The organism is Pedobacter rhizosphaerae, assembly GCF_900111155.1.
GTDB lineage: Bacteria > Bacteroidota > Bacteroidia > Sphingobacteriales > Sphingobacteriaceae > Pedobacter > Pedobacter rhizosphaerae.
The window spans coordinates 56,548-78,859 of sequence record NZ_FOGG01000004.1 but is presented as its reverse complement, the minus strand read 5'-3'; the positions used below and the strand labels follow the sequence as shown (position 1 = coordinate 78,859).

The window sequence follows — 22,312 nt, the reverse complement described above, 5'->3', positions numbered from 1 at the left end:
AGGAGATGGCTTTTTTGTTATGAAGCTTTTAAAATTATATTTGTAGCTCCATCTTTATGCGAATATGAAACTGAACATACACCCAACAGTAATTTTAAGGACCCCCAAATTTCCCTATCAGGCTAATTTGGAAGATTGTTGGGATGAACTAAAGGAAGCTATTGCCATTTCTTCAGATGCTTTCTACCAAGTTATTAAAGATGTAACTGCCGATCAATTGCACTCACTTCCACCAAAGGTTTCCTTTACCATTTGGAAATATTTCAATAGGGCCAAATATCGCTCAACACCTTATGGCACCTTTGCCAGTTTTAGTATTTTCAATAACGAAGGAAGGCCTGGAAGCCATTCGATAACCCTGAATAAAAAAGAAGAAATTCGCAGCCTCGTTGATTGGCCATTTAAAAACAATATTCATCTTCAGTTTAGCGATCTTATCCAAAAAAACTGTTTTCTGTTTAGCAATAGCAGTTATTACCTCGTAAGTGATAGCATCCGATACATTACTTGTAATGAAGGAACTTTTGAACTTTCAGAGTTGGACGATGATGCCTTTGTAAGAAGTATTCTCGATGCCTGCCTTAAGCCTGTCCGGATAAATGAATTAATTAATCAACTGGGAATTGCTAATGAAGATCAAAAAGGCTTCTTTGATCTGTTGCAAGATATGCATGATTTACAACTGCTCTTTAGCAACTATGATCCAAATATTATTGGAGAAGATTATTTTGAGCGGTTAAAAATTGATGCGGAAAACCTTCCGAAATATATCATTGCCCAAAGAAATGTTAAGCAGGGTAATCTTGATGGAAAATTGTTTAATGCAATACCTGGTTTGCTGAAATTATTGCAAGGCACATTGCCCAATAATGACCGCGATGCCTTAAAAAAATTTATAACCCGATTTAGAAAGAAGTTTGAGCAACGAGAAATATCCTTGTTAACAGCACTTGATCCTGAAGTTGGGGTAGGTTATGATGAATTGGAGCAGGCAGAAGGTAACGATGACTTTATTGTACAGCTTCATAATAGGGATCAAAACAAACAGAATGAATTGGATCGCTTAAAAGACGCATTTAAAAAAAATATAAATGCTAATAATTTTTTCGGTCAGGAGGTCATTTTTCTAAACAAATTGGATTTGCCAGTCAACCCCAATCCTTTAGCACTCCCTAATTCTACCAGTTTAGTCATGTCGGTTATAGACGATTTGATTTATGCGGGTCAAATCGGCGGCATAACAGCAAACGCTTTAACAGGCAGATTTAGCATGGCAGATCATGAAGTGGAAAGGTATGCCAGCGAGATAGCTAAAATGGAAAATTCGGCAAATCCAGATGTTTTGTTTTTTGATGTGGCCTATATGGTTGAAACTGGAGTTGATAATGTGAATAGACGTAAACTGATTTACGATGCCCAACTCGCCATATTAAATTACGATACCTCAGCTAACCCCTTAGCTTTAAATGATATACAAATCTCTGTTGTTGGGTCAGAAATATTTTTAAGGTCTAAAAAATTAAACAAAAGATTAATCCCACGAATGGCTTCGGCTTACAACTATTCCCGTTCCGATCTTTCTGTTTTTCGCTTACTTTGCGATCTTCAATATCATGGCCTACATCATAACCTTTCCCTCACGCTGGATGGCTTATTCCCAGGTTTAGACTATTATCCCCGGTTGCAATATCAAAACATTGTTATAAGCCCTAAAAAGTGGAAAATAAAGAAAGAAGATTTTCTTGATCCGATTAATAAGAAACCAATTCCTATCGATGATTGTAGAAATGCGTTAGTTGAAAAAGGCATTTCTACCCATTTTAAAACAGGGCTTGCAGATCAAACGCTCTGCTTTTCATTGAATGAAGTATCTGATATTGTAGCCCTTATTCAGTACATGCAGAAACAGGATAGTGTTTATGTTGATGAAGTTAACCTGCCACAATACGCTGTAGTAAAAGATGAAGAATTGAAGCCCTATTTGGCACAGTATATTTTAAGTATTTATAATAACCAGAATATTTACCGGCCTTCGCTTGTTAAGCAGGCTGAGCCTGAGGTAAAACGTGTTTTTCCTCCGGGAAGTGAATGGCTTTATTTCGAAATATTTTGTCATCAGCAACGTACTGATCAATTACTGATAGCATGTATTGAGCCTTTCTTAGTAAGTAATGAGAAATATATTAATAAGTGGTTTTTTATTCGATATGATGAAAATGGAAATCATTTAAGGTTAAGGGTTTTATTAAACGATATACAAGAAGGACAAACGCTCATTTCTAATTTGACAGAACTGCTAGAGAGCTATCTCCATTCTGGCCTGGTTTCAGATATTCAAGTGAAAACCTACACACGTGAACTCGAACGTTATAGTGCAAATTTAATTGAAGACGCTGAATCCCATTTTACTGTAGATAGTAAGTGGACGTTAGCCGTAATCGCAAATCAACTAGATAATTTTTCCAAATATAAGATCTGTATAGATCTGGCAATGAGAATCAATCAATCAGGAGTTTTGGATAATTATGAGTTTATTAAGGTCGTTAGGATGATCTCGGATTCCTTTAATCAGGAACATGAGCTCTCTGCAAGTGATTTTAAAAAGTTGAATGCAGAATATCAGCTATTTTTCAAAACTGATAGTAATGTTGCTGCTTTATTACAAACAGAGGAGTACAATGACTTTACAGAATCGTTCATTAATTTGTTAGGAAAATGTGATGAAGTCCGAAAAACTAAAATGTTTAGTGACTTAATACACATGCATGTTAACAGACTTTTTAACAAAAATCAACGTAGCCATGAAATGATTATCTATTATTTCTTGCTCAAAAGCTTGCAAAGAAAAATGTCAATAGGCTAAGGTAACATCTGTCTGTTTAACTTAGCCATAGGGTTAACAACAGCTACATCTATTTCAGTAATAAACCTGTTAAGAGGATCTTTGTAATACCTAAAAACATATTCTTCACCATAAAAATTATTTAATCGTTTATCGATGTTTTCAATTCCCACATGGTGACTTTCTACTTGCTTTTTAGCAACATCATTAACCATGTTTATAGTCGTGATATTCAGGTTATTCTTCTCGTAAATAATTTTTATTTGAACTGGCTGTGTTGAATGTGAAACATTTCCATGCTTAAAAATGTTTTCTACCAATGTTAAGAGGATAAGGGGCGGAAAACGCAGGCCAAATAAATCACCAGTAACCTGAAGGTCGAGGTTGATATTGTCTGCCGTACGCAGTTTATGTAAGTTGATAAGGTGTTCAATCTGCTCAATTTCCTCACTAAGCGGAACCATTTCAGATGCTTCTGGTCTTTTGAGTGCATAGCGCATCATTTCAGCCAGATTCATAATGGCATCCGCTGCCATTGGTGCTTTTTTACGGGCATCATTATAGATGAAATTAAGCGTGTTGAACAGAAAATGAGGATTGATCTGACTACGTAGATAGTTATTTTGAGATTGAACCAAATCATTTTCTAAGGTCTGCTTTTCTATTTGCGTAACTAAATTCTGTTTTTCCAAAACAGCTACTTTCCTTCTCTCTTTTAACGATTGAATGATGTAAACATAACCGGTAGAGAAACCAATGAAGTATAACGATCGGTAAATACAAGCCAGAATAAATGCTTTGTTTAATTCAGTTGGTACCTCAACTTTAATGATTCCAACTTTAGCAAAGGAGGTAGCTAAGACATAGCTCAAAGCAATGTAAGTTAAACTCCCGAGTACAATAAGTGCAGCGATCTTAATTATTTTGAAAGTGCTGTTACTATTGCTTAACACCTTATTCAGGAAAAATGCGTGCGTATAGAATGTAATAATATTAGTTAAATAAATAATGAAATAGGTTCCAGGTTGTTTAAATGAATTGGTGAAAAGACCAAGCAGAAATACTTCATAAAGGATGTAAATACCCCAAACAACGAGATGAAATTTATATTTTTTGTAAAACGTTTTGATCATTAAACTGTTCATTTTTTAGCTGTTAATCTATTTAAAATGGGTTTTTACCCGCTAAAATTAGGGGTTTGTGTAAAAAAATAGTGGCAATGAATTTTGTGCTGCACCTTTACAGAAATTAATAACAACAATAATTAAATTTATAATATCATGAAAGCACAAAACACTATCAAACTTGCAAAGAAAACAGTTTTCGTTTATAAAAATGTTAAAAATCAAAATAACTTTTCTACCAATACTGGCGACATGGGTCACACCATCATTTCAAACGCAACTATTGGAATCCTTTAATTTACTGATTCCTATTCGACTTTAGTAAGCTGCTTTGTACATAGGTGAAGAAAGCTTCTTTGTAGCCTTCACCAATCTGAATCATTTCATTGTTTACTAAACGGATAATATTTCCATCTACTTTTTTGATCGCCGATTTAGCCACAATATTAGATTTGTTAACTCTAATAAACGGGTGGCTTTCCAAAGCTTTCTCAATTTCCTTCAAGGTAAGGTAAGTTGTATGAGACTCCGATTTGGTAATGATCTGAATGTAGTTCTGTAACGCTTTGATGTAAAGTATTTCATCAATGGCAATATTGGAAAAAGCATACTTATGGTCGCCTTTGATATAAAGAGCTGCAGTTTGTTCCGCTTCCTTTGAAGCCGCTTTAGTACTGTTAGCTTCCTTTTTCAAAATCCGGTCAACACCTAAAGCAAATTTTGCAAAAGAGATTGGCTTAAGTAAATACTGGTCAGATTGGACATCAAATGCTTGCAAAGCATAATCTGGATGAGCAGTGGTAAAAACAAGATATTTAGCTTTTTCGCGAATATTCTTAGCTAATTCCAGTCCATTAATACCAGGCATATCAATATCCATAAAAAGAATATCGATATCATCCTCTATACTAATCTCAGTTAATGCTTGCACCGGACTGGTGAAAGTTTTAAAAACTGTTAAACCTGGCATTTCTGCAATATGATCTGTTAGTACCTCAATCGCATGTTGTTCATCGTCAATAACAACGCATTTTAGATTCATGTTTTTTTAAATATGATGTTTGGGGAATGTTTACACTGCAAGTTAAATAAAAAAACAATGTAATTTTCTTGCGAAGAAAAAATATTCTAAACCATTTTGTCTAAAAAAACTCAGGGTTTCGTGTAATATTTACCGGAGTTCATGTAAAAAAATTATCCTTCTGATTTCTTTTTATAAACTTTATAATGTTTGCCAAAAACAATTACAATTTAATTGAGCGAGCATGTTTCGGTCAATTAAGAACATCTGCCTGCCCAATCTTGTGTAGCCTGTGGATATTAAATTAAACAGGCCATACAATACTGGGTTTAGAAAAGAAGCAAAACAAGAAAAGGATACATCCATCTAAATGAAAGCAACGGCATACGAGTATTTGTTAAATACTGTTTACTATGTAGAACTACTTCAGAAACAGGGAATAAATGCAGATATGTATTTGAAAATGCAACAAGAACATAACAAATTGTCCTTGTATGGTTTAGGTGAGCGAATGGAAAGCGATTTCGAATTTAGAACATCCTTTGTTGTCGTTAGAAATTATGTACAGCAAGCTATTAAAGACGGGTTGAAAAGTTTTCAATTCGTAATGGAAAGCAAAGATGTTAAAACTTTATCTCAAATGATAGAGCTACTAAATCGTAATTTTTTTGACAAACAAAGCTTAGATCAGATTATTGAAAAAGCAAACAAGGTTTTTAGCCAGTACCAATTGAAGAACTAATTCCCCTACTATAAAAGACACAAAAAATATGGAGCTTAAAGACGAAATCGGGCAATTTGCCACAAGAATCAAAAAAATGCTTCCTCAGGTACAATCGGAAGATCTAACCAGAAACGCATTAGTTATGCCTTTTATACAAATTTTAGGTTTTGATCCTTCTGAAGTTCAATCAGAAGCGGTATTGGATTTTGGCGTTAAAAAAAGCAAGAAAGTTGATTATACCATCATGAAAGATGGCGAACCAACTATTTTAGTGGAATGCAAGCACCACGAGGAAAATCTTGATCTGGATGATTCTAGATTGGCAAAGTATTTCCGCAAAACTAAAGCAAAATATGGTTTATTAACCAATGGATTGGTTTATCGTTTCTATACCGATAAAATGGTTAGATCTAAAAAGAAACAAGAACCAGCATTTGAATTTACCTTAACAGATACAAAAGCAGCAACTATTGCTAAAATGATCGAAGAACACAAAGATTTCTTTAATGTTGATCAAAAAGCAGTAGGCTAAAAGATAGTAGTTAATCTATAAAGTTCCCGTATAATTCTACAGTATTAAGTCTCGATTTTTAATCGGGACTTTTATTTTTTGGTGTCTACCCTTTCCCTGATTCACGCATTGAATAATCCACTCCTTTTCAACAAAAAGCCCCGTGTTTTTTGTAACACAAGGCTTTAAGATTCAATATTCTGGTCTTCTAGATCAGTTCAACACTTCTGCTCACAAAAGCAGTTAATTCCGATCCGGTAAGCATGCCCTGAGCAAGTAAAGCCAAATCAATAGCCTGTTTTGCTAGATTGCTTTGCTCTTCACCTTCAGTTTTTAATATTTTACCAATCAACTTGTGGTTACCGTTTATGGCTACTTTATAACTGTCGGGCATCTGACCGTAAAAGCCCATGCCACCACCCATGGCAGCCATATCCTTCATCCTACGCATAAACTCGTCCATGGTTATGGTAACTGGAAGCTCCTCCGGATGTAACGCAACAATTTCTACCTGCATTCCAGGTTTGGTAATTGCTTTTTGGAAAATCTCTGTTACTTCTTTAACCTGATCCTCAGTTAAAACATGTTCTAATTGCTCATCTTTTTCTATCAATTTATCGGCAACACTAGAATCTACCCGCTTAATGGAAGTTTTTTCTAATTTTTGTTCTAACTGATTGATGAAGTGATTATCAATTGGAGAATCAAGAACCAATACGTCGTAATCCTTCTTATTTGCCGATTGAATAAAGGCATCTTGTTTAGCTGCGTCATTGGTGTATAAATAAACAACCGTTCCGTTTTTATCTGTTTGAAGCGCTGAAACCTTTTCTTTATATTCAGGAAGCGTGAATAATTCATTCTTGGTATTTCCTACCAAAGCAAAATCCTTGGCCTTGTCATAGAATTTTTCTTCACTAATCATTCCGTACTTAACAAACAAACCAATGTCTTTCCATTTGTCCTCGTATGCCTTACGGTCTTTCGCAAATAATTCAGCTAACTTATCAGCAACCTTCTTAGTGATGTAGTTATTGATCTTTTTAACGTTACTGTCGGCTTGTAAGAAGCTACGCGAAACGTTTAATGGAATGTCAGGAGAATCAATAACACCGTGAAGTAACATTAAGAACTCAGGAACAATGTCTTTCACCTCATCGGTAATAAACACTTGACGAGAGAAAAGCTTAATCTTATTACGTTGCATCTCAAAATCATTTTTCAATTTAGGGAAATATAAAACCCCTGTTAAATTGAAAGGATAATCTACATTAAGATGAATCCAGAATAATGGCTCCTCGCTAAAAGGATATAATTCGCGATAGAAATTTAAATAATCTTCATCTGACAAATCTGCAGGTGCTTTAGTCCAGATTGGATTTGTGGTATTGATAATGTTGTCTACTTCAACATCTTTATATTGCTTTTTACCTTCTGCATCTTCTCCGTCCTCCTCAGATTCTGTTTTAGTTCCAAATTTAATTGGAACAGGTAAAAATTTAGCGTATTTATCTAAAATCTCCTGTAACTTATGGTTTTCTAAGAATTCTTCAGAATCTTTGTTCACATGAAGGATGATATCGGTACCACGTGTAGTTCTGTGCCCTTCTGTAATTTCAAATTCAGTACTTCCATCACATACCCAACGCGCAGGCTCAGCACCTTCCTGGAAAGATAAAGTTTCAATCTCAACTAAATCAGCAACCATAAAAGCCGAGTAGAAGCCTAATCCAAATTTACCGATAATTTCATTGGCATCTTTTGCATCTTTAAACTTCTCTACAAACTCGCTTGCACCAGAGAAAGCTACCTGATTAATATATTTCTTGATCTCTTCCGCAGTCATTCCCAATCCATTATCGCTAATGGTGATGGTTTTCTTGTCTTTATCTACCGCAACCTGTACCAATGGAGCGCCAACTTCGCCATTAAACTGACCCAGCGAACCAAGTCTTTTAATTTTTTGAACGGCATCAACTGCATTTGAAACTAACTCGCGAAGAAAAATCTCATTATCAGAGTATAAAAATTTCTTAATTATTGGGAAGATATTCTCAGTGTGAATCGAAATATTTCCTTTTTCTTGTATGCTCATATTTAAATTAATTGTTTAATCTAACTCTTGCATAACAAGTGCTGTTCCAAATGGATATAATTGCCAAAATGACAGGGTGAGGTGGGGATGTGAGAGCTGAGATGGATTGGCCTGCAACTCCTAACACACAGGACCTGAAACAAAAAAACCGAAAGATTTAATCTTTCGGTTTTTTTTATCAATTAACCAAGAAACTTGGTTTATCTTCTTCCAGAGAAAGTATTTTAGTGATTTTCTTCAGCAAAACATCCATTTGGAAAGGCTTTGATAAAAAATCATCCTGGCCATAGTTGAGAGTAGTAAAATCTTTCTGGTCATAAAGTCCTGAAATAAGTAAAATAGGTATTTTACGGGTACTTTCAATGGCTTTTAGCTGCTCACACAATACTCGGCCATCTATATGGCCCAAAGAAATATCGAGTAAAATTAAATCTGGCTTAAAACTTTCGATCCTATTAAAAACCTCTTCTCCATCATTCAGGGCAGACACCTTAAACCCTCCGATTTCGAGTATCAATTGAATGGTTTCTAAAACCTCAATATCATCGTCAACTACCAGTATTCTCTTCATATGTTTAGGAGCAATTTTTTGCTGATGTAATTATAACAATATAAAACACTGTTATGTTTAAAATCTTAAAAATTTTTTAACAGAGCGGTAAAATGATATTATTATACTGCCGCCTGCCGAACGCCTTCTTTTTGTAAAATGTAATTGAAAAGATCTTCGATGGGCTTTTGTAATATTTTTCCTGCGGTTATACCATTCTTCTCTAAAATTTCTTTTAGTGCATCCTGATAGTAATAAGCTATTGAACCTACAAAGTGGCAAGGTATGTTTTTATGTTTTGGATAGTCTTTAACGTTAGTATCTACAAATTCCTGAAAGCCGTTTTTCAGCATATCCTGAATAAATGGATGTTCGCTGTGGCTGGCCATGAAACGGCTAAATCCCGCTAAATATATATTGGGAAAGGGTTTTTGGTAAACATTGGTAATAATAGTTTCCTTTTCCGCAGGGAAATTTTTCTTAAATTCAGCAGCTAAGTCGGCTGGCATTTTTTTATATAAATAACTAAGAAGTACTTTTTTACCAAAAAAGGTACCCGAACCCTCGTCTCCTAAAACATAACCAAGTCCATGATAACCGTCATGGATCTTCTTTCCGTCAAAATAACAGATGTTTGATCCTGTACCTAAAATGCAGTTTAAACCTTCTGCATCACCGCAAGTAGCATATACAGATCCTAAAAGATCATGATCTACCGAAATAAATGCATTACTGAATACTGCCGATAGGCCATTGGAAACTACCTCATGCTTATCTGGAGAGGAGCAGCCAGCACCAAAGAAATAAATTTCTTTAACTTCTTTAGCATATTTTACTACAGTTTCATTTTTAGAAATGAGCTTAGAAATGTCTTGCTCACTTAAGAAATAGGGGTTTATTCCCGGTGTATTGAATTTAATGGTCTCCCCATTATGATAACCCATCCAATCAGTTTTTGATGAGCCACTATCTGCAACAAGTATCATGGGCTTAAATATAAAAATTAATTAGATAAGTTGATGCTCCCGCTTATTTCTTTTAAGGTAGTTTCTGCAAGCTTAGCTTGATATTGCATCTCAATAAATCGATTTTGTACGTCTATAGCATTGCGCTGAGCCTCCCTTAATTCCAGAGGGGCAATACTTCCCAGTCTGTATTTTGCTAAAGTGATATCTAGATTTTCTTTTGCAATATCTACGTTACGTTGTTCGAGCTTCACCAAATCCAGGTAAGTAACATAATTCTGATAGGCTGATAAGAGCTGAGCATTAATGTCCAACTTCGCTTTTTCTAAACTCAGGGCCGAATTGTCTATTTCTATTTTGGCATTTCTTTCCTGTTGTCTTTGCAGGAAACCATTAAAAAGGTTAATACTTGCCGTAACCCCATAGGTAAAACCATTTGCGGCAAATTTTTGGTTAAATCCGGTAGGACTGGTACTATTTGCACGGCTATAGCCCGAATTCAGGCTAATTACAGGATACCTGGCACCTCTAATTGCTTTTAAGTTCAAGGCTGCTATCCTTTGATTGATAAATGCATTTTGAACATTCGGATTTTGCTTATCTGCTACCTCAGCCAGCTGGCTGTACAAAAGACCTGTTTCCAGCTGAATGCTATTTTCTACGCTAAAATTAGTGCTGATATCCCTTACCAATAGCTGATTTAAACGAACTTTCGCTACCTGTAAAGCATTTTTAGTTTGCAGGTAACTGGAAGTATCGGTATTGTAATCAACCTGGGCAGTTAAAACGTCTAGTTTGGAGCCCCGGCCCAATTGCAGTTTGGTTTTGGCAATGTTCGTTCTGAGCACTGAAACATCCATAGCGCTATCTGCGGCAACCACCAGTTGCTGTTGTCTCACAATATCATAATAGGCAGTAATTACGTCGGCAACAGTGGTTAGGATGGATAGGCGAGCGTTTACTTCTCCTTGTTTTTGAAGTTCCTTTAGCCTGTCGTAATTGGCAAACATCGTAAAACCGTCAAAAATGGTCCAGTTTAAATCTGCTCCATAACTTTGGTTAGTGCTCTTTGCGCCAGTTATTACCCGATCAGGTCCGGTAGCAGGGGTTTGCCGGGTGTTTTGAATACTTCCTCCGTTAGTATAGTTTCCGCTTAAGTTAGGTAACATACCAGCATTGCCAATATTAGCATTGTTCTTGGCAATACTGACCACATTTTTACTGATCTTAATATCGTAATTGTTTTGCAGGGCAATGCTTATCGCTTCCTGCAAACTGAGTTGTTGCTGTGCCAAAGCCGAAATAGACGATAAACACAATAGCGCAAATATTTTTATTTTCCTGCCCATCTTTATTCTGATTTTTCCATGGCTTCATGTTCAAAACGAGCTGCATCCTTCAATTGCTCATTTGGTTTGTAAGGTTTTGCCCAATAGGAGTAAATGGCGGGGATTACAAATAAGGTTAGGACTAATGAAAAGAGTGTCCCCCCAACAATTACCGTTCCCATACTCATACGGCTCTTTGCTGCGGCACCCAGGGCCATGGCAATAGGTAACGCTCCAATAGCTATCGCTAAACTGGTCATTAAAATTGGCCTTAAACGAGAAACTGCCGCTTCTCTAATGGCTTCCGGAATCGGAATGCCCTTTTCTTTTAGCTGATTGGCGAACTCAACAATTAAAATTCCATTCTTGGTTACTAACCCAATTAACATAATGGTTCCAATCTGGCTAAAGATATTCCAGCTTTGTCCACACAACCAAAGGGATAAAAATGCCCCTGCAACGGCCATTGGTACTGTTAAGATAATTATAATTGGATCTTTAAAGCTTTCGAATTGCGCCGAAAGGATCAGATAAACCAAAAGCAAGGCTAATCCAAATGCAAAAAAAGTATTTGATGAACTTTCTTTAAAATCACGAGATTCACCACTCAGGTCAGTCGAAAAGGTTTCGTCAAGTACCTTTTTGGCAATGGCATCCATCGCATCAATGCCTTCACCAATACTCTTTCCTGGCGCTAGTCCGGCCGATACGGTTGCTGAAATAAAACGATTGTTCCTGTAAAGCTGTGGCGGACTACTTTCTTCTTTGGCCGTAACCACATTATCCAGCTGGATTAATTCTCCTTTATCGTTTCTAACGTAAACCGAACTTAAATCCAACGGATCTTTCCTGTCGCCTTTATCAAATTGCCCAATTACCTGATATTGCTTTCCATTCATAAAGAAATAAGAAAAACGTTGTCCGCTAAGCCCTAAATTTAAGGTTTGCGCAATGGCAGAAATGGAAACGCCTAAGTTTTTGGCCTTATCTCTGTCGATAGTTAAGTTAATTTCAGGCTTGTTGAACTTTAGGTTAATGTCCGAAACAGTGAAAGTAGGGTCTTTAGCTACGGCATCCATAAATAATGGAACTTTCTCTCTCAGTTTTTCAAAATTTTGAGCCTGAATAATATAGCTGATTGGTAATCCGCCCCTTCGGCCTACAGATATGGTAGGTTGCTGGTTCACGATAACCTTACCTTCGGTGTACTTTTTGGTTACCTTGGTAAGCATATCTGCAATTTCCTTCTGGCTGCGCTCGCGTTCTTCCGGATCCGTTAAGCCCATACGAACAAAACCAGAGTTTACCGCTCCCGAGCCACCAAAACTAGGGGAAGTGATGGTAATATTTACATTTTTTTCAGGAACAGAATCCAATACCAACTGATTTAGCTTCATGATAAACTTATCGGTATAATCAAAAGAAGCTCCTTCCGGTGTAGTTACATTAATGTTGATGGCACTTCTATCATCATATGGGGCAGTTTCTTTGGGTAGTAGTTTCCAGAAAAGGAAAATCAGGCCCATACACACTAAAATAATAGGAATGGATAACCAGCGCCGATCTAAGAATTTATTCAGGTTTGATGCATATCCATCATTGAGTTTAACAAAATAAGGCTCTGTCCAATTGTAAAACCTGGAGGGCTTATGTCCACCTTTTTTCATCAAATAAGCATTCAACATCGGAGTTAAGGTTAACGATACAAATGCTGAAATTAACACCGCTGCACCAATTACAACCCCAAATTCCCTGAATAATCGGCCAACAAAACCCTGCAAGAAAATTACGGGCAAGAATACCGCTGCCAGTGTAACGGAAATGGAAATTACCGCAAAGAAAATCTCATTCGATCCTTTAATTGCAGCCTCAAAAGGCGACATACCCTCCTCTACCTTTTTAAAAATATTCTCCGTTACAACAATACCATCATCCACAACCAAACCCGTAGCCAAAACGATGGCTAGTAAACTGAGCACGTTAATGGAGAAGCCAAAGGCATACATGATAAAAAAGGTAAAGATTAAGGATACCGGAATATCAATAAGCGGACGGAAGGCGATAGCCCAATCTCTAAAAAACAAATAAATAATTAAAATTACCAGTACCAGCGATAGTCCAATGGTTTCGGCAACCTCGGTAACTGATCGCTTGATAAATAGAGTGGTATCAAGGGCTACTTTAAGTTTGATATCTTTTGGCATATCTGCTTTCAGTTTATCAAAACGCTCATAAAATGCCTTGCTAATTTCCAGGTAATTTGCTCCCGGTTGTGGAATGATGGCCACGGCAACCATCGGGCGACCAGATTCCCTTAAAATGGTTTCTTCATTCTCAGGCCCCAATACAGCATAACCAACATCTTTTAACTTAACAACCTGATTGCTGTCGGCTTTCAGGATTAAATTGTTAAACTGGCTTTCATTGGTGAGTTTACCTAATGTTTTAACGGTTAATTCGGTTGTAGCGCCGGTAATTTTTCCCGAAGGAAGCTCAACGTTTTCATTATCCAGTGCGGTTACAATATCTTGTGAGGTTAAGCCATAAGCGCTCAGTTTAATGGGGTCCATCCAAATGCGCATGGCATATTTCCGTTGACCCTGAATTTGAACACTACTTACTCCTGGAATCGTTTGGATACGATCTGCAATTACATTTTCGGCAAAATCACTTAACTCCAGCGTATTTCTCTTATCACTCTGTATAGTCATCGAAAGAATCGCGTCAGAATTCGCATCAGCCTTGCTTACAATGGGTAAACCATCAATATCTTTAGGGAGATTTCTTGCTGCTTGCGAAACTTTATCGCGAACATCATTAGCCGCCTCTTCAATGTTTTTATCGAGGTTAAACTCAATGGTGATATTGCTTGAACCCTGATTACTGGAAGAGGAAATATTTCTAATTCCATCAATAGAGTTGATCGATTTCTCTAAAGGCTCTGTAATCTGCGATTCAATAATATCAGAATTTGCTCCAGGATAAGAAGTCCTTACCGAAACTACTGTTGGATCAATAGAAGGATATTCGCGAACGCCAAGGAAATTATAACCGATTAATCCAAATAGGACAATCAGCAAGTTCATTACTACGGCCAGAACAGGCCTTTTTATACTGGTTGTGGAGATACTCATAATTATTCTTTAACCAAATGAACTTTAACCGGAGCACCTTGTTTCAATGCCATTGAACCTGTAGTTAGCACAGTATCACCTGCTTTTAACCCAGAAGTAATCACAATATTTTCATCTGTTCTGGTCCCGGCTTCCACCTTAACCTCCTGTGCTTTTCCATCTTTCTGAATGTACACAATTTTTCCCTTTAATACAGGAATAACGGCTTCGTTAGGAATGAGGATGGCATCAGAAAGTGTGTTTAAAGCCAGTTTTATTTTGGCAAATGATCCCGGCAATAGTGCGTTATCTGCGTTTGGTGCCAGGGCTCTGATTTGTAAAGTTCGTGTCGCCGCATCAATGCCTGGTTCAATAGCATATATTTTGCCTTGGTTCTCTTTAGCAGATCCATCGGTAGTAAAGATGATATTGGCACCTTGCTTAATTTGACTGGCATATTTCTCCGGAACCGAGAAGGAAATTTTTACCGGATTTGTGCTCACTAAATTGGCAATTACAGTAGAAGGGGTAAGGTATGTTCCTTCCGAAATGCCACGCAAGCCCACACGGCCCGAAAATGGTGCTCTTATGGTGGTTTTAGCCAATTGGGCTCTGATTAATTGTGCCTGAGCCTGTAAAGATTTTAAATCGGCAAGGGCAGTATCATATTCTTCCTGGCTAATAGCTCCTTTAGCTAAAAGTTGTTTCGCCCTATTTTCATTAGTGGCAGAAAGTTTTTGCTTGGTCAGGGCTTCCTGAAGTTGCGCCTGTATATCGCGGTCATTTACTTTTACCAATACGCTTCCCTTGCTCACGGAAGTGCCTTCTTTGAAATAGATACCCGTAACCAATCCGGCCACTTCACTTTTCAATACTACCGATTCATTGGCCTCAATGGCTCCGGTAATTTCGAGGTCGTTATCAAAAGAAACAGGTTTCACCACCATGCCATCCACAACGAGTGGCGGGGCACCTTTTCCATCTTTCCCCCCTTTACCGGATGGAGCGCCTGACGCACCCTTCCCTTCAAGTTTTTTGTTAGCGTTAATGCGATAATAAACCAGATAAGCCAAGCCTAAAGCTATAACTACATAAAAGATATATCTTTTTTTCATTTGTGAGTGTTAGATAATGTGTTTTTCAATGCTACTTGAGAGGCAGCAGGAAGAAAAACAGATTGTAAAAATATTCAATTCTTACGTCCTAAAATTGTTGTATTAAGGATGTTACAGCCTGTTTAGGTTAATATGATGTGGTTTTAAGCTACAATAGGTGGAGGTAGTGATCAGTAATGAGTATAATAACGTGTGATTCTTTTGTTAGGTGTTTGATTATCAGGTGTAAGCATCATTTGTGTAGCCGGATTGGTAAAATTTTCGAGAGAGAGGGAAGGATTGATTGGATGAGGGAATGATTGAATGATAGAATGAGAGAATGACTGAATGATTGGTTCGTTGGGTTATTCCCTCATTCACTCCTTCAAAATTCACTCATTCCCCCCCCCTGATATATAAATTTTACACACATTTGGCTAATAAATTCTAAAACCCCGCCAATAAAATTAATTTTGTGGTAAAATACCCTCTATATGTTTAATAAAAAATCAGTTTTAAGTTTAGTTTTATTACTAACGTGTATTATGACAGCGATGGCGCAGGTAAAAATAGGTTTCGAGGTTTCTTTTAAAGAGCCACAAGCACATTACGCAGAAGTTCAAATGAACATCTCGGGATTGACTAAAGATTATGTAGACGTTAAAATGCCTGTTTGGACACCAGGTTCTTATTTGATACGCGAATTTGAGAAAAGTGTGGAAGAGTTTCAGGCAAGTGCCGGAGGAAAGAAGTTAAAGGTCGAAAAAGTGAGAAAGAACGCCTGGCGTATCTTTTCTAATAAAGCAGGCGATATCAAAATCAATTACCGTGTTTATGCCTTTGAAGTTTCGGTGCGGACAGCATTTATCGACGATTCTCACGCATTCTTATCTCCAACAGGGATCTTTATGCATCCTGATGGCATGATTAGTTCTCCAAGTACCGTAAAGATCATCCCTTACAAAACCTGGACTAAAGTATCTACCGGTTTAGAGCCAGTAGCAGGCCAATCCTTTACTTACAAGGCTGCTGATTTTGATATCTTATATGATAGTCCTATAGAAGTAGGCAACCAGGATGTTTTCGAATTTAATGCCGCAGGTGTTCGTCATGAAGTGGCTATGTATGGTGGAGGCAACTACGATAAGGAGAAACTTAAAGTAGATATGGCCAAAATTGTAGAGGCTGAAACTGCTGTTTATGGAGAAAACCCTAATAAGCACTATGTATTTATTGTACATAACTTTACCAAAGGAGGCGGTGGTTTAGAGCACTTAAACTCCACAACATTAGGCGCAACCAGAAATGCTTATAATACCACAGAGGGGTATAAAGGTTTTCTAGGCTTGGTTGCACATGAATATCACCACTTATGGAATGTGAAACGTTTACGCCCTATTGCATTAGGTCCGTTTGATTATGACAATGAAAACTACACCACTAACCTTTGGGTTGCTGAAGGTTTTACTTCGTACTACGAAAATAAATACCTGCACAGGGCAGGGTTCACGGATGCCAATGAGTTTTTAACCGATTTGGCTGCTGGCGTAGGAACAGTATTGAATACCCCTGGATCAAAATATCAATCGGCAGCTTCTTCAAGCTATGATGCCTGGATTATCGGCTATCGCCCTAATGAAAACTCTAAAAACAATGCCATTTCTTATTATAACAAAGGAGAAGTAATTGGTATATTAATGGATCTGGAAATCATTAATGCTACAAAAGGGGCGAAGAGCCTGGATGATGTGATGAAGGCCATGTACTTACAATGCAAAACTTTAAAACGAGGTTATACCGATGCAGAGTTTAAAGCAATGGTAGAGAAAATCTCGGGCATGAGTTTCACTAACTTCTGGGATAAATACGTGAACGGAGTGGATGAGGTAGAGTATGCAAAATATTTCGCATATGCAGGTGTAAATGTAACAACAGAAAATGCAACACCTGGAAAACCTGTTACCGGAGCATCGGTTCAGCTCTCAGCAGCTGGTTTAACCGTAAGTTCCATCGCCAGAAACTCTGCCGCCTGGGTAGATGGTTTAAATGTAAATGATGAAATTATTTCTTTAGATGGAGCAGGTCTTGATGAAGCTTTTGCTACAATCAGACTGAAAAGTCCTTCATTCTCTTTAGATATTCTGCCTCTCGTAGCCAAAAAGAATATTGGCGATGTGTTGAAGATCAAGGTAAGGAGAGATGGTATTGAAAGAGAGTTTTCGCTAACCTTAAAAGAAAATCCAAGTGTGAGATTGAAAGCTACGCTTAACGAAAAAGCAACTCCAGCACAGAAAGCCGTGTTTAGTAAATGGACAGGGAAATAAGGTTGAAATAGATAGTTTGAACTCAATAGACCAAAATTTTGGATATAAAAAATCCCGTAAACAACTTACGGGATTTTTTATTGGTATGGAGCGCCGCCTGAGCAACACACTAGGCTAAGTACTTAATACTCGGTACTCAATACTCAATACTTGATACTAGATACTTGCTACTCGATACTCAATACTTAGTACTAAGAATTAAAATGTATATCTGAATCCTATACCAAATCTACCGGCGTTAAAATCGCTGTCATTGTCGCCAAGATAAATTCTAGGTCTCCAATCTAAAGCTACCGCTAAAGGAGCGCCGCTAAATTTATAATCTAAACCTACCATCGGTACTAAATAGAAGCTAGAGCCACCATCATAAAGTTGAATAGACGGACCACCACCTAAATACCAATCTAAACCTCTTGCGCCTGGGATTGCAGAGTTATACTGTAAAAAACCTTGAATAAAGGTAGAGTTTGCACCAAATAACACCTCTCCCTGAATGGCCGCTTTTTGGCTGAAATGATGTCTGATAGATGGACCAACTAATGTTGCACCGTCTCCAAAATCAATACCTAAACCTAAACCTGTTTTGTAATTCTGGGCTTTAACAGCAGTAGTGCTTAAAGCAAAAAGGGCAATGCATCCTAAAATTGTAAATAACTTTTTCATAATCGATTTTTATAAATGTTTTAAAGTATTGTAGACTGCCTAACAACTTTAATGCCGTTTATATTTTTTAAGTAAAAATTTGAATAGAAAAAAACAATGCTTGCATAGTAATAATGTTATTGTTAAGTTTATTCCAGTATTTTATACCAAAAGTAATTCTGGTATTTATCAATCTGGCAAAATTTATCGATTTATAAAGCAGAATAAAGCATATAAGTGTTTACACTTTATGTTTGATTTTTTAACTTAACCAAATATATTTAAGATATGGCTGCAGCAATTACAAGGGTTTTTGATCTTTTAAGACATAGCCTACAAAATCCGAAGCAAGAATTTATCAATGGAAAAATTAATGGTAAATGGATAAATTATAGTACAGAAGCCTTTTGTGAAGCCGTTGATGATTTAAGTAAGGGATTAATTAAACAAGGAATTAGTAAAGGTGGGCGAGTTGCAGTAATGTCTCATAACAGACCTGAGTGGAACATCGCCGATTTTGCTGCAAATCAGATTGGTGCCTATCAGATTCCCTTGTATCCCACATTAGCCGAACACGACATTCAGTTTATTCTTAAAGATGCAGATATTGCCATTGTGTTTGTAGCTGATGAAGCTTTATATCAGAAAATAAAACCCTGCGCTGAAGTGGTTAACCCCACTATTAAGATATATAGCTTCAATGAAATTTCAAATGTGCCGCATTGGAAAACATTATTAGAAGAGGGAAGGGCAGCAACTGATATTGATCTAGATACCTATCGCAATCAAATTACCCCAGAAGATATTCTAACCTTAATATATACCTCAGGTACAACAGGAACGCCAAAAGGGGTAATGTTAACCCATAATAATTTAGTAGCTAACTTTGTAAATTCTGCTGTTGTAATGCCTGAGGGGGTAAACAAGGGACTAAGTTTCCTGCCGCTTTCGCATATTTTTGAGCGGATGATTATCTATCTCTACCTGTTTAACCATACTGCTGTTTATTATGCCGAAAGCATGGAAACGATTGTAGCCGATATTCAGCATGTGAAGCCTAATGCTTTTTCAACTGTTCCTAGATTGCTGGAGAAAGTTTACGACAAAATCATGGAGAAGGGGAAAGCACTGACAGGAGTGAAGAAAGGCATTTTCTTTTGGTCCTTGGCCCTTGCAGAAAAATATACAACCGATGCAGGTTGGTGGTATAACATTCAGTTAGGGATAGCCAGAAAACTGGTGTTTAATAAATGGCAGGAGGCACTGGGAGGGGAGATTGTTGTGATTGTATCTGGAGGAGCGGCTTTAAACCCACGTTTGGCGCGCATTTTTTGGGCAGCGGGAATGCCTGTTTTTGAAGGCTATGGATTAACAGAAACTTCGCCTGTAATTACAGTAAACCACTTTGGAGCCACCTTATTTGGTTCTGTTGGAGAGGTGATCCAGGGTGTAGAAGTTAAAATCGCGGCAGATGGAGAGGTATTAACCCGTGGGCACCATATGATGAAGGGGTATTACAATCGCCCGGATTTAACAGCTGAGGCTATTGATCAGGACGGTTGGTTTCATACCGGTGACATTGGTGAGTTAGTGAATGGAAAATTTTTGAGAATAACCGACCGCAAAAAAGAAATGTTCAAAACAGCAGGGGGTAAGTACGTTGCGCCACAAATGCTGGAGAATAAATACAAAGAATCGATTTTTATTGAGCAGATTATTGTACTCGGTGAAAACAGGAAATTTCCTTCGGCCCTTATTGTACCTAACTTCGAAACATTGAAAACCTGGGCAAGTCGTAAAGGAATCAGTTTCACCAGCAATGAAGAAATCATAAAAAATGAACAGGTTTTGGCTAAATATAATGAGGTGATTGAGGCGGCAAATACTGGATTTGGAAAATGGGAACGAGTAAAAAGGTTTGCTTTATTACCTAATGAGTGGAGTATAGATGGCGGTGAGCTAACGCCGAAGCTGAGTTTAAAAAGAAAGATCATTACCGAAAAAAATAACGATACCATTGAAAAAATATATAAGGATGCAGAAGACTATAAAGCACCTCATTAATTGGAAGAAAAATATAGCTTATGCGCTGATTGCTATTAGCCTATCAGGTTGCGTTACGGGGCAGCTCGGTAAAAATAATAGTGATGAATATAAAAACGGAATGGTAGTTTCTGCACATCCCGAAGCTTCGCAGGTGGGTGTCGAAATCTTAAAAAAGGGTGGTAATGCTGTAGATGCAGCCGTAGCTGTACAGTTTGCCTTAGCGGTGGTTTATCCCAATGCGGGCAACATCGGTGGCGGCGGATTTATGGTCTATCGAGGCGCCTCCGGCGAAATTAATACCTTAGATTTTAGAGAGAAAGCTGCCGCTGCGGCCAGTCGCGATATGTATTTGGATAGTGCGGGTAATCCAATCGTAGATAAAAGCCTGTACGGACATTTAGCAGCCGGTGTTCCGGGATCTGTTGACGGAATGGTTGAGGCCCATCAAAAATATGGAAAACTCACTTGGGAGAAGGTGTTGCAACCGGCAATAGATTTAGCTCAAAATGGGTTTAAGATTACCAAACGCCAGGCAACTGAACTCAATAGCTTACATCGTAAGTTTATGGATTTTAACCCTGATGGAACCGCCTTTGTTAATCTCGAAAAAACCTGGCAGGAGGGAGATCTGCTTGTTCAGAAAGAACTGGCAAATACCTTATCGCTGGTGCAGGAAAAAGGTCGCGCAGGCTTCTATGAAGGTGCGGTAGCGGATTCTATTATAGCAGAAATGAAGCGGGGTAAAGGGTTGATTACCAAAGAAGACCTTAAGACATATCATTCCGCCTGGAGAAAACCCATCACTGGTACTTATAGGGGGTACAAGATTATTACCATGCCGCCTACATCTAGTGGTGGTATTGCACTTATGCAATTGTTACAATCTGTAGAGCCCTATTCGTTGAAGAAATTGGGGCATAATGCCGATTCCACTGTCCAGGTAATCGTAGAGGCCGAGAGAAGGGTTTATGCAGATCGGGCAACGCATCTGGGCGATCCCGATTTTTATACTGTTCCTCAAGCCACATTAATCGATCCTGCATACAATAAGAAAAGAATGCAAAACTTTAGCTGGGCGGCAGCTACACCTAGTAGTGAGGTGCTTGCCGGAAGTGTAAATGGATCTGAACACGAAGAAACGACTCATTTTTCTATTGTCGACAGGGAAGGGAATGCAGTTTCTATCACCACCACGCTAAATGGATCGTACGGTTCTTTAGTGGCTGTAAAAGGAGCCGGCTTTTTATTGAATAATGAAATGGACGATTTCTCGGTGAAACCAGGAGCACCGAATATGTATGGTTTGGTTGGCGGGGAAGCCAATGCAATTGCCCCAAACAAAAGAATGTTAAGCTCCATGACACCTACCATTGTAGAAAAGGATGGAAAGCTCTTTATGGTTGTAGGTACACCCGGAGGATCTACTATCATCACTTCAGTTTTTCAAACCATTATTAATGTAATCGATTTTGATATGACCATGCAACAGGCGGTCGCAGCAAAGAAATTTCATCACCAATGGCTACCAGATGAAGTTTATGTGGAGAAGGATGCATTAGATAGTTTAACTACAGAAAAATTGAAGGCTAAAGGCTATCAAATTGCACCAAGGGGGGCAATAGGAAGAGTAGATGCCATTCTTAAAACTAAATGGGGTTACTATCAGGGGGGCGCTGATCCTAGGGGTGATGATAAAGCCATAGGATATTAATAGTGTCAGGTATGCTGAGGTTGATGATCAATTTTTAGGATACCCTGGGGAAAGATTTCTACTTAAGAGTTCGGTGTTAAGCTGAAAATTGGTGCATGTCTTGTTTTTAGTACTTAGAATAGTGCTTTTTTAGATAACTAAGCTGTTGTTTGTTAGTAAGTTGATAAGTTTCTTCAATTAGTTGTGCTCTTTGGTACGGCTCTTGAAGATAATGCAACAAAC

The 22,312-nt window shown here is 37.8% G+C and carries 16 protein-coding genes; 7 read left to right on the top strand and 9 right to left on the bottom strand.

What is annotated here, in order from left to right; translation table 11 throughout:
• Positions 1-64: 64 nt before the first annotated feature.
• On the top strand, positions 65-2,863 hold the full coding sequence (locus BMX11_RS04305; protein ID WP_090881809.1) for a lantibiotic dehydratase: 2,799 nt from the start codon (positions 65-67) through the stop codon (positions 2,861-2,863).
• Here BMX11_RS04305 and BMX11_RS04300 read toward each other — a convergent pair.
• Entirely contained in the window at positions 2,860-3,975 is a 1,116-nt protein-coding gene (locus BMX11_RS04300; RefSeq protein WP_175474464.1) for a sensor histidine kinase, read from the bottom strand. The two genes, BMX11_RS04305 and BMX11_RS04300, sit on opposite strands and share 4 nt — an antisense overlap.
• A 147-nt stretch (positions 3,976-4,122) precedes the next feature.
• Between BMX11_RS04300 and BMX11_RS24220 the strand changes: the two genes are divergently transcribed.
• Positions 4,123-4,263 carry a hypothetical protein gene (locus tag BMX11_RS24220; protein ID WP_175474463.1) on the top strand — a complete coding sequence of 47 codons (141 nt, stop codon included), beginning with the start codon at positions 4,123-4,125 and terminating at the stop codon, positions 4,261-4,263.
• A gap of 1 nt (position 4,264) precedes the next feature.
• Here the strand turns inward: BMX11_RS24220 and BMX11_RS04295 are convergent, their stop codons facing one another.
• On the bottom strand, positions 4,265-5,008 hold the full coding sequence (locus BMX11_RS04295; RefSeq protein WP_090881805.1) for a LytR/AlgR family response regulator transcription factor: 744 nt from the start codon (positions 5,006-5,008) through the stop codon (positions 4,265-4,267).
• Between the two features lie 349 nt (positions 5,009-5,357).
• Here BMX11_RS04295 and BMX11_RS04290 point away from each other — a divergent pair, with 349 nt between their 5' ends.
• Both BMX11_RS04290 and BMX11_RS04285 read left to right on the top strand, forming a co-directional pair.
• Positions 5,358-5,729: a hypothetical protein gene (locus tag BMX11_RS04290; RefSeq protein ID WP_090881803.1), complete on the top strand. Its 372-nt coding sequence runs from the start codon at positions 5,358-5,360 to the stop codon at positions 5,727-5,729.
• Between the two features lie 28 nt (positions 5,730-5,757).
• Positions 5,758-6,243 (top strand): type I restriction enzyme HsdR N-terminal domain-containing protein, encoded by a 486-nt coding sequence (locus BMX11_RS04285; RefSeq protein WP_090881801.1) that lies wholly within the window; start codon positions 5,758-5,760, stop codon positions 6,241-6,243.
• A gap of 187 nt (positions 6,244-6,430) precedes the next feature.
• Here the strand turns inward: BMX11_RS04285 and htpG are convergent, their stop codons facing one another.
• The 6 genes from htpG to BMX11_RS04255 form a co-directional block, all read right to left on the bottom strand.
• The gene (htpG, locus tag BMX11_RS04280; RefSeq protein ID WP_217643803.1) at positions 6,431-8,317 is read right to left on the bottom strand and encodes a molecular chaperone HtpG; all 1,887 of its coding nucleotides are present in this window, start codon (positions 8,315-8,317) and stop codon (positions 6,431-6,433) included.
• A gap of 178 nt (positions 8,318-8,495) precedes the next feature.
• On the bottom strand, positions 8,496-8,888 hold the full coding sequence (locus BMX11_RS04275) for a response regulator (RefSeq protein WP_090881799.1): 393 nt from the start codon (positions 8,886-8,888) through the stop codon (positions 8,496-8,498).
• 101 nt (positions 8,889-8,989) lie between these two features.
• Entirely contained in the window at positions 8,990-9,853 is an 864-nt protein-coding gene (locus BMX11_RS04270) for an N-acetylglucosamine kinase (RefSeq protein ID WP_245738575.1), read from the bottom strand.
• A 17-nt stretch (positions 9,854-9,870) separates the two neighbouring features.
• Positions 9,871-11,181 (bottom strand): TolC family protein, encoded by a 1,311-nt coding sequence (locus BMX11_RS04265; protein ID WP_090881795.1) that lies wholly within the window; start codon positions 11,179-11,181, stop codon positions 9,871-9,873.
• Between the two features lie 2 nt (positions 11,182-11,183).
• On the bottom strand, positions 11,184-14,294 hold the full coding sequence (locus BMX11_RS04260) for an efflux RND transporter permease subunit (protein WP_090881793.1): 3,111 nt from the start codon (positions 14,292-14,294) through the stop codon (positions 11,184-11,186).
• Positions 14,295-14,296: 2 nt separating this feature from the next.
• On the bottom strand, positions 14,297-15,388 hold the full coding sequence (locus BMX11_RS04255) for an efflux RND transporter periplasmic adaptor subunit (protein ID WP_090881791.1): 1,092 nt from the start codon (positions 15,386-15,388) through the stop codon (positions 14,297-14,299).
• A 473-nt stretch (positions 15,389-15,861) separates the two neighbouring features.
• Between BMX11_RS04255 and BMX11_RS04250 the strand changes: the two genes are divergently transcribed.
• A complete protein-coding gene (locus tag BMX11_RS04250) occupies positions 15,862-17,691 on the top strand; it encodes a M61 family metallopeptidase (protein WP_090881789.1) in 1,830 nt (609 codons plus the stop codon).
• 198 nt (positions 17,692-17,889) lie between these two features.
• Here BMX11_RS04250 and BMX11_RS04245 read toward each other — a convergent pair whose 3' ends face one another.
• Positions 17,890-18,354 carry a hypothetical protein gene (locus BMX11_RS04245; RefSeq protein WP_090881786.1) on the bottom strand — a complete coding sequence of 155 codons (465 nt, stop codon included), beginning with the start codon at positions 18,352-18,354 and terminating at the stop codon, positions 17,890-17,892.
• 267 nt (positions 18,355-18,621) lie between these two features.
• On the opposite strand from BMX11_RS04245, the gene BMX11_RS04240 reads away from it, so the two are divergent.
• A complete protein-coding gene (locus BMX11_RS04240; protein ID WP_090881784.1) occupies positions 18,622-20,397 on the top strand; it encodes an AMP-dependent synthetase/ligase in 1,776 nt (591 codons plus the stop codon).
• Entirely contained in the window at positions 20,369-22,090 is a 1,722-nt protein-coding gene (gene ggt / locus BMX11_RS04235) for a gamma-glutamyltransferase (protein ID WP_090881782.1), read from the top strand. Before BMX11_RS04240 ends, ggt begins: the two co-directional genes overlap by 29 nt.
• Positions 22,091-22,312: the final 222 nt, after the last annotated feature.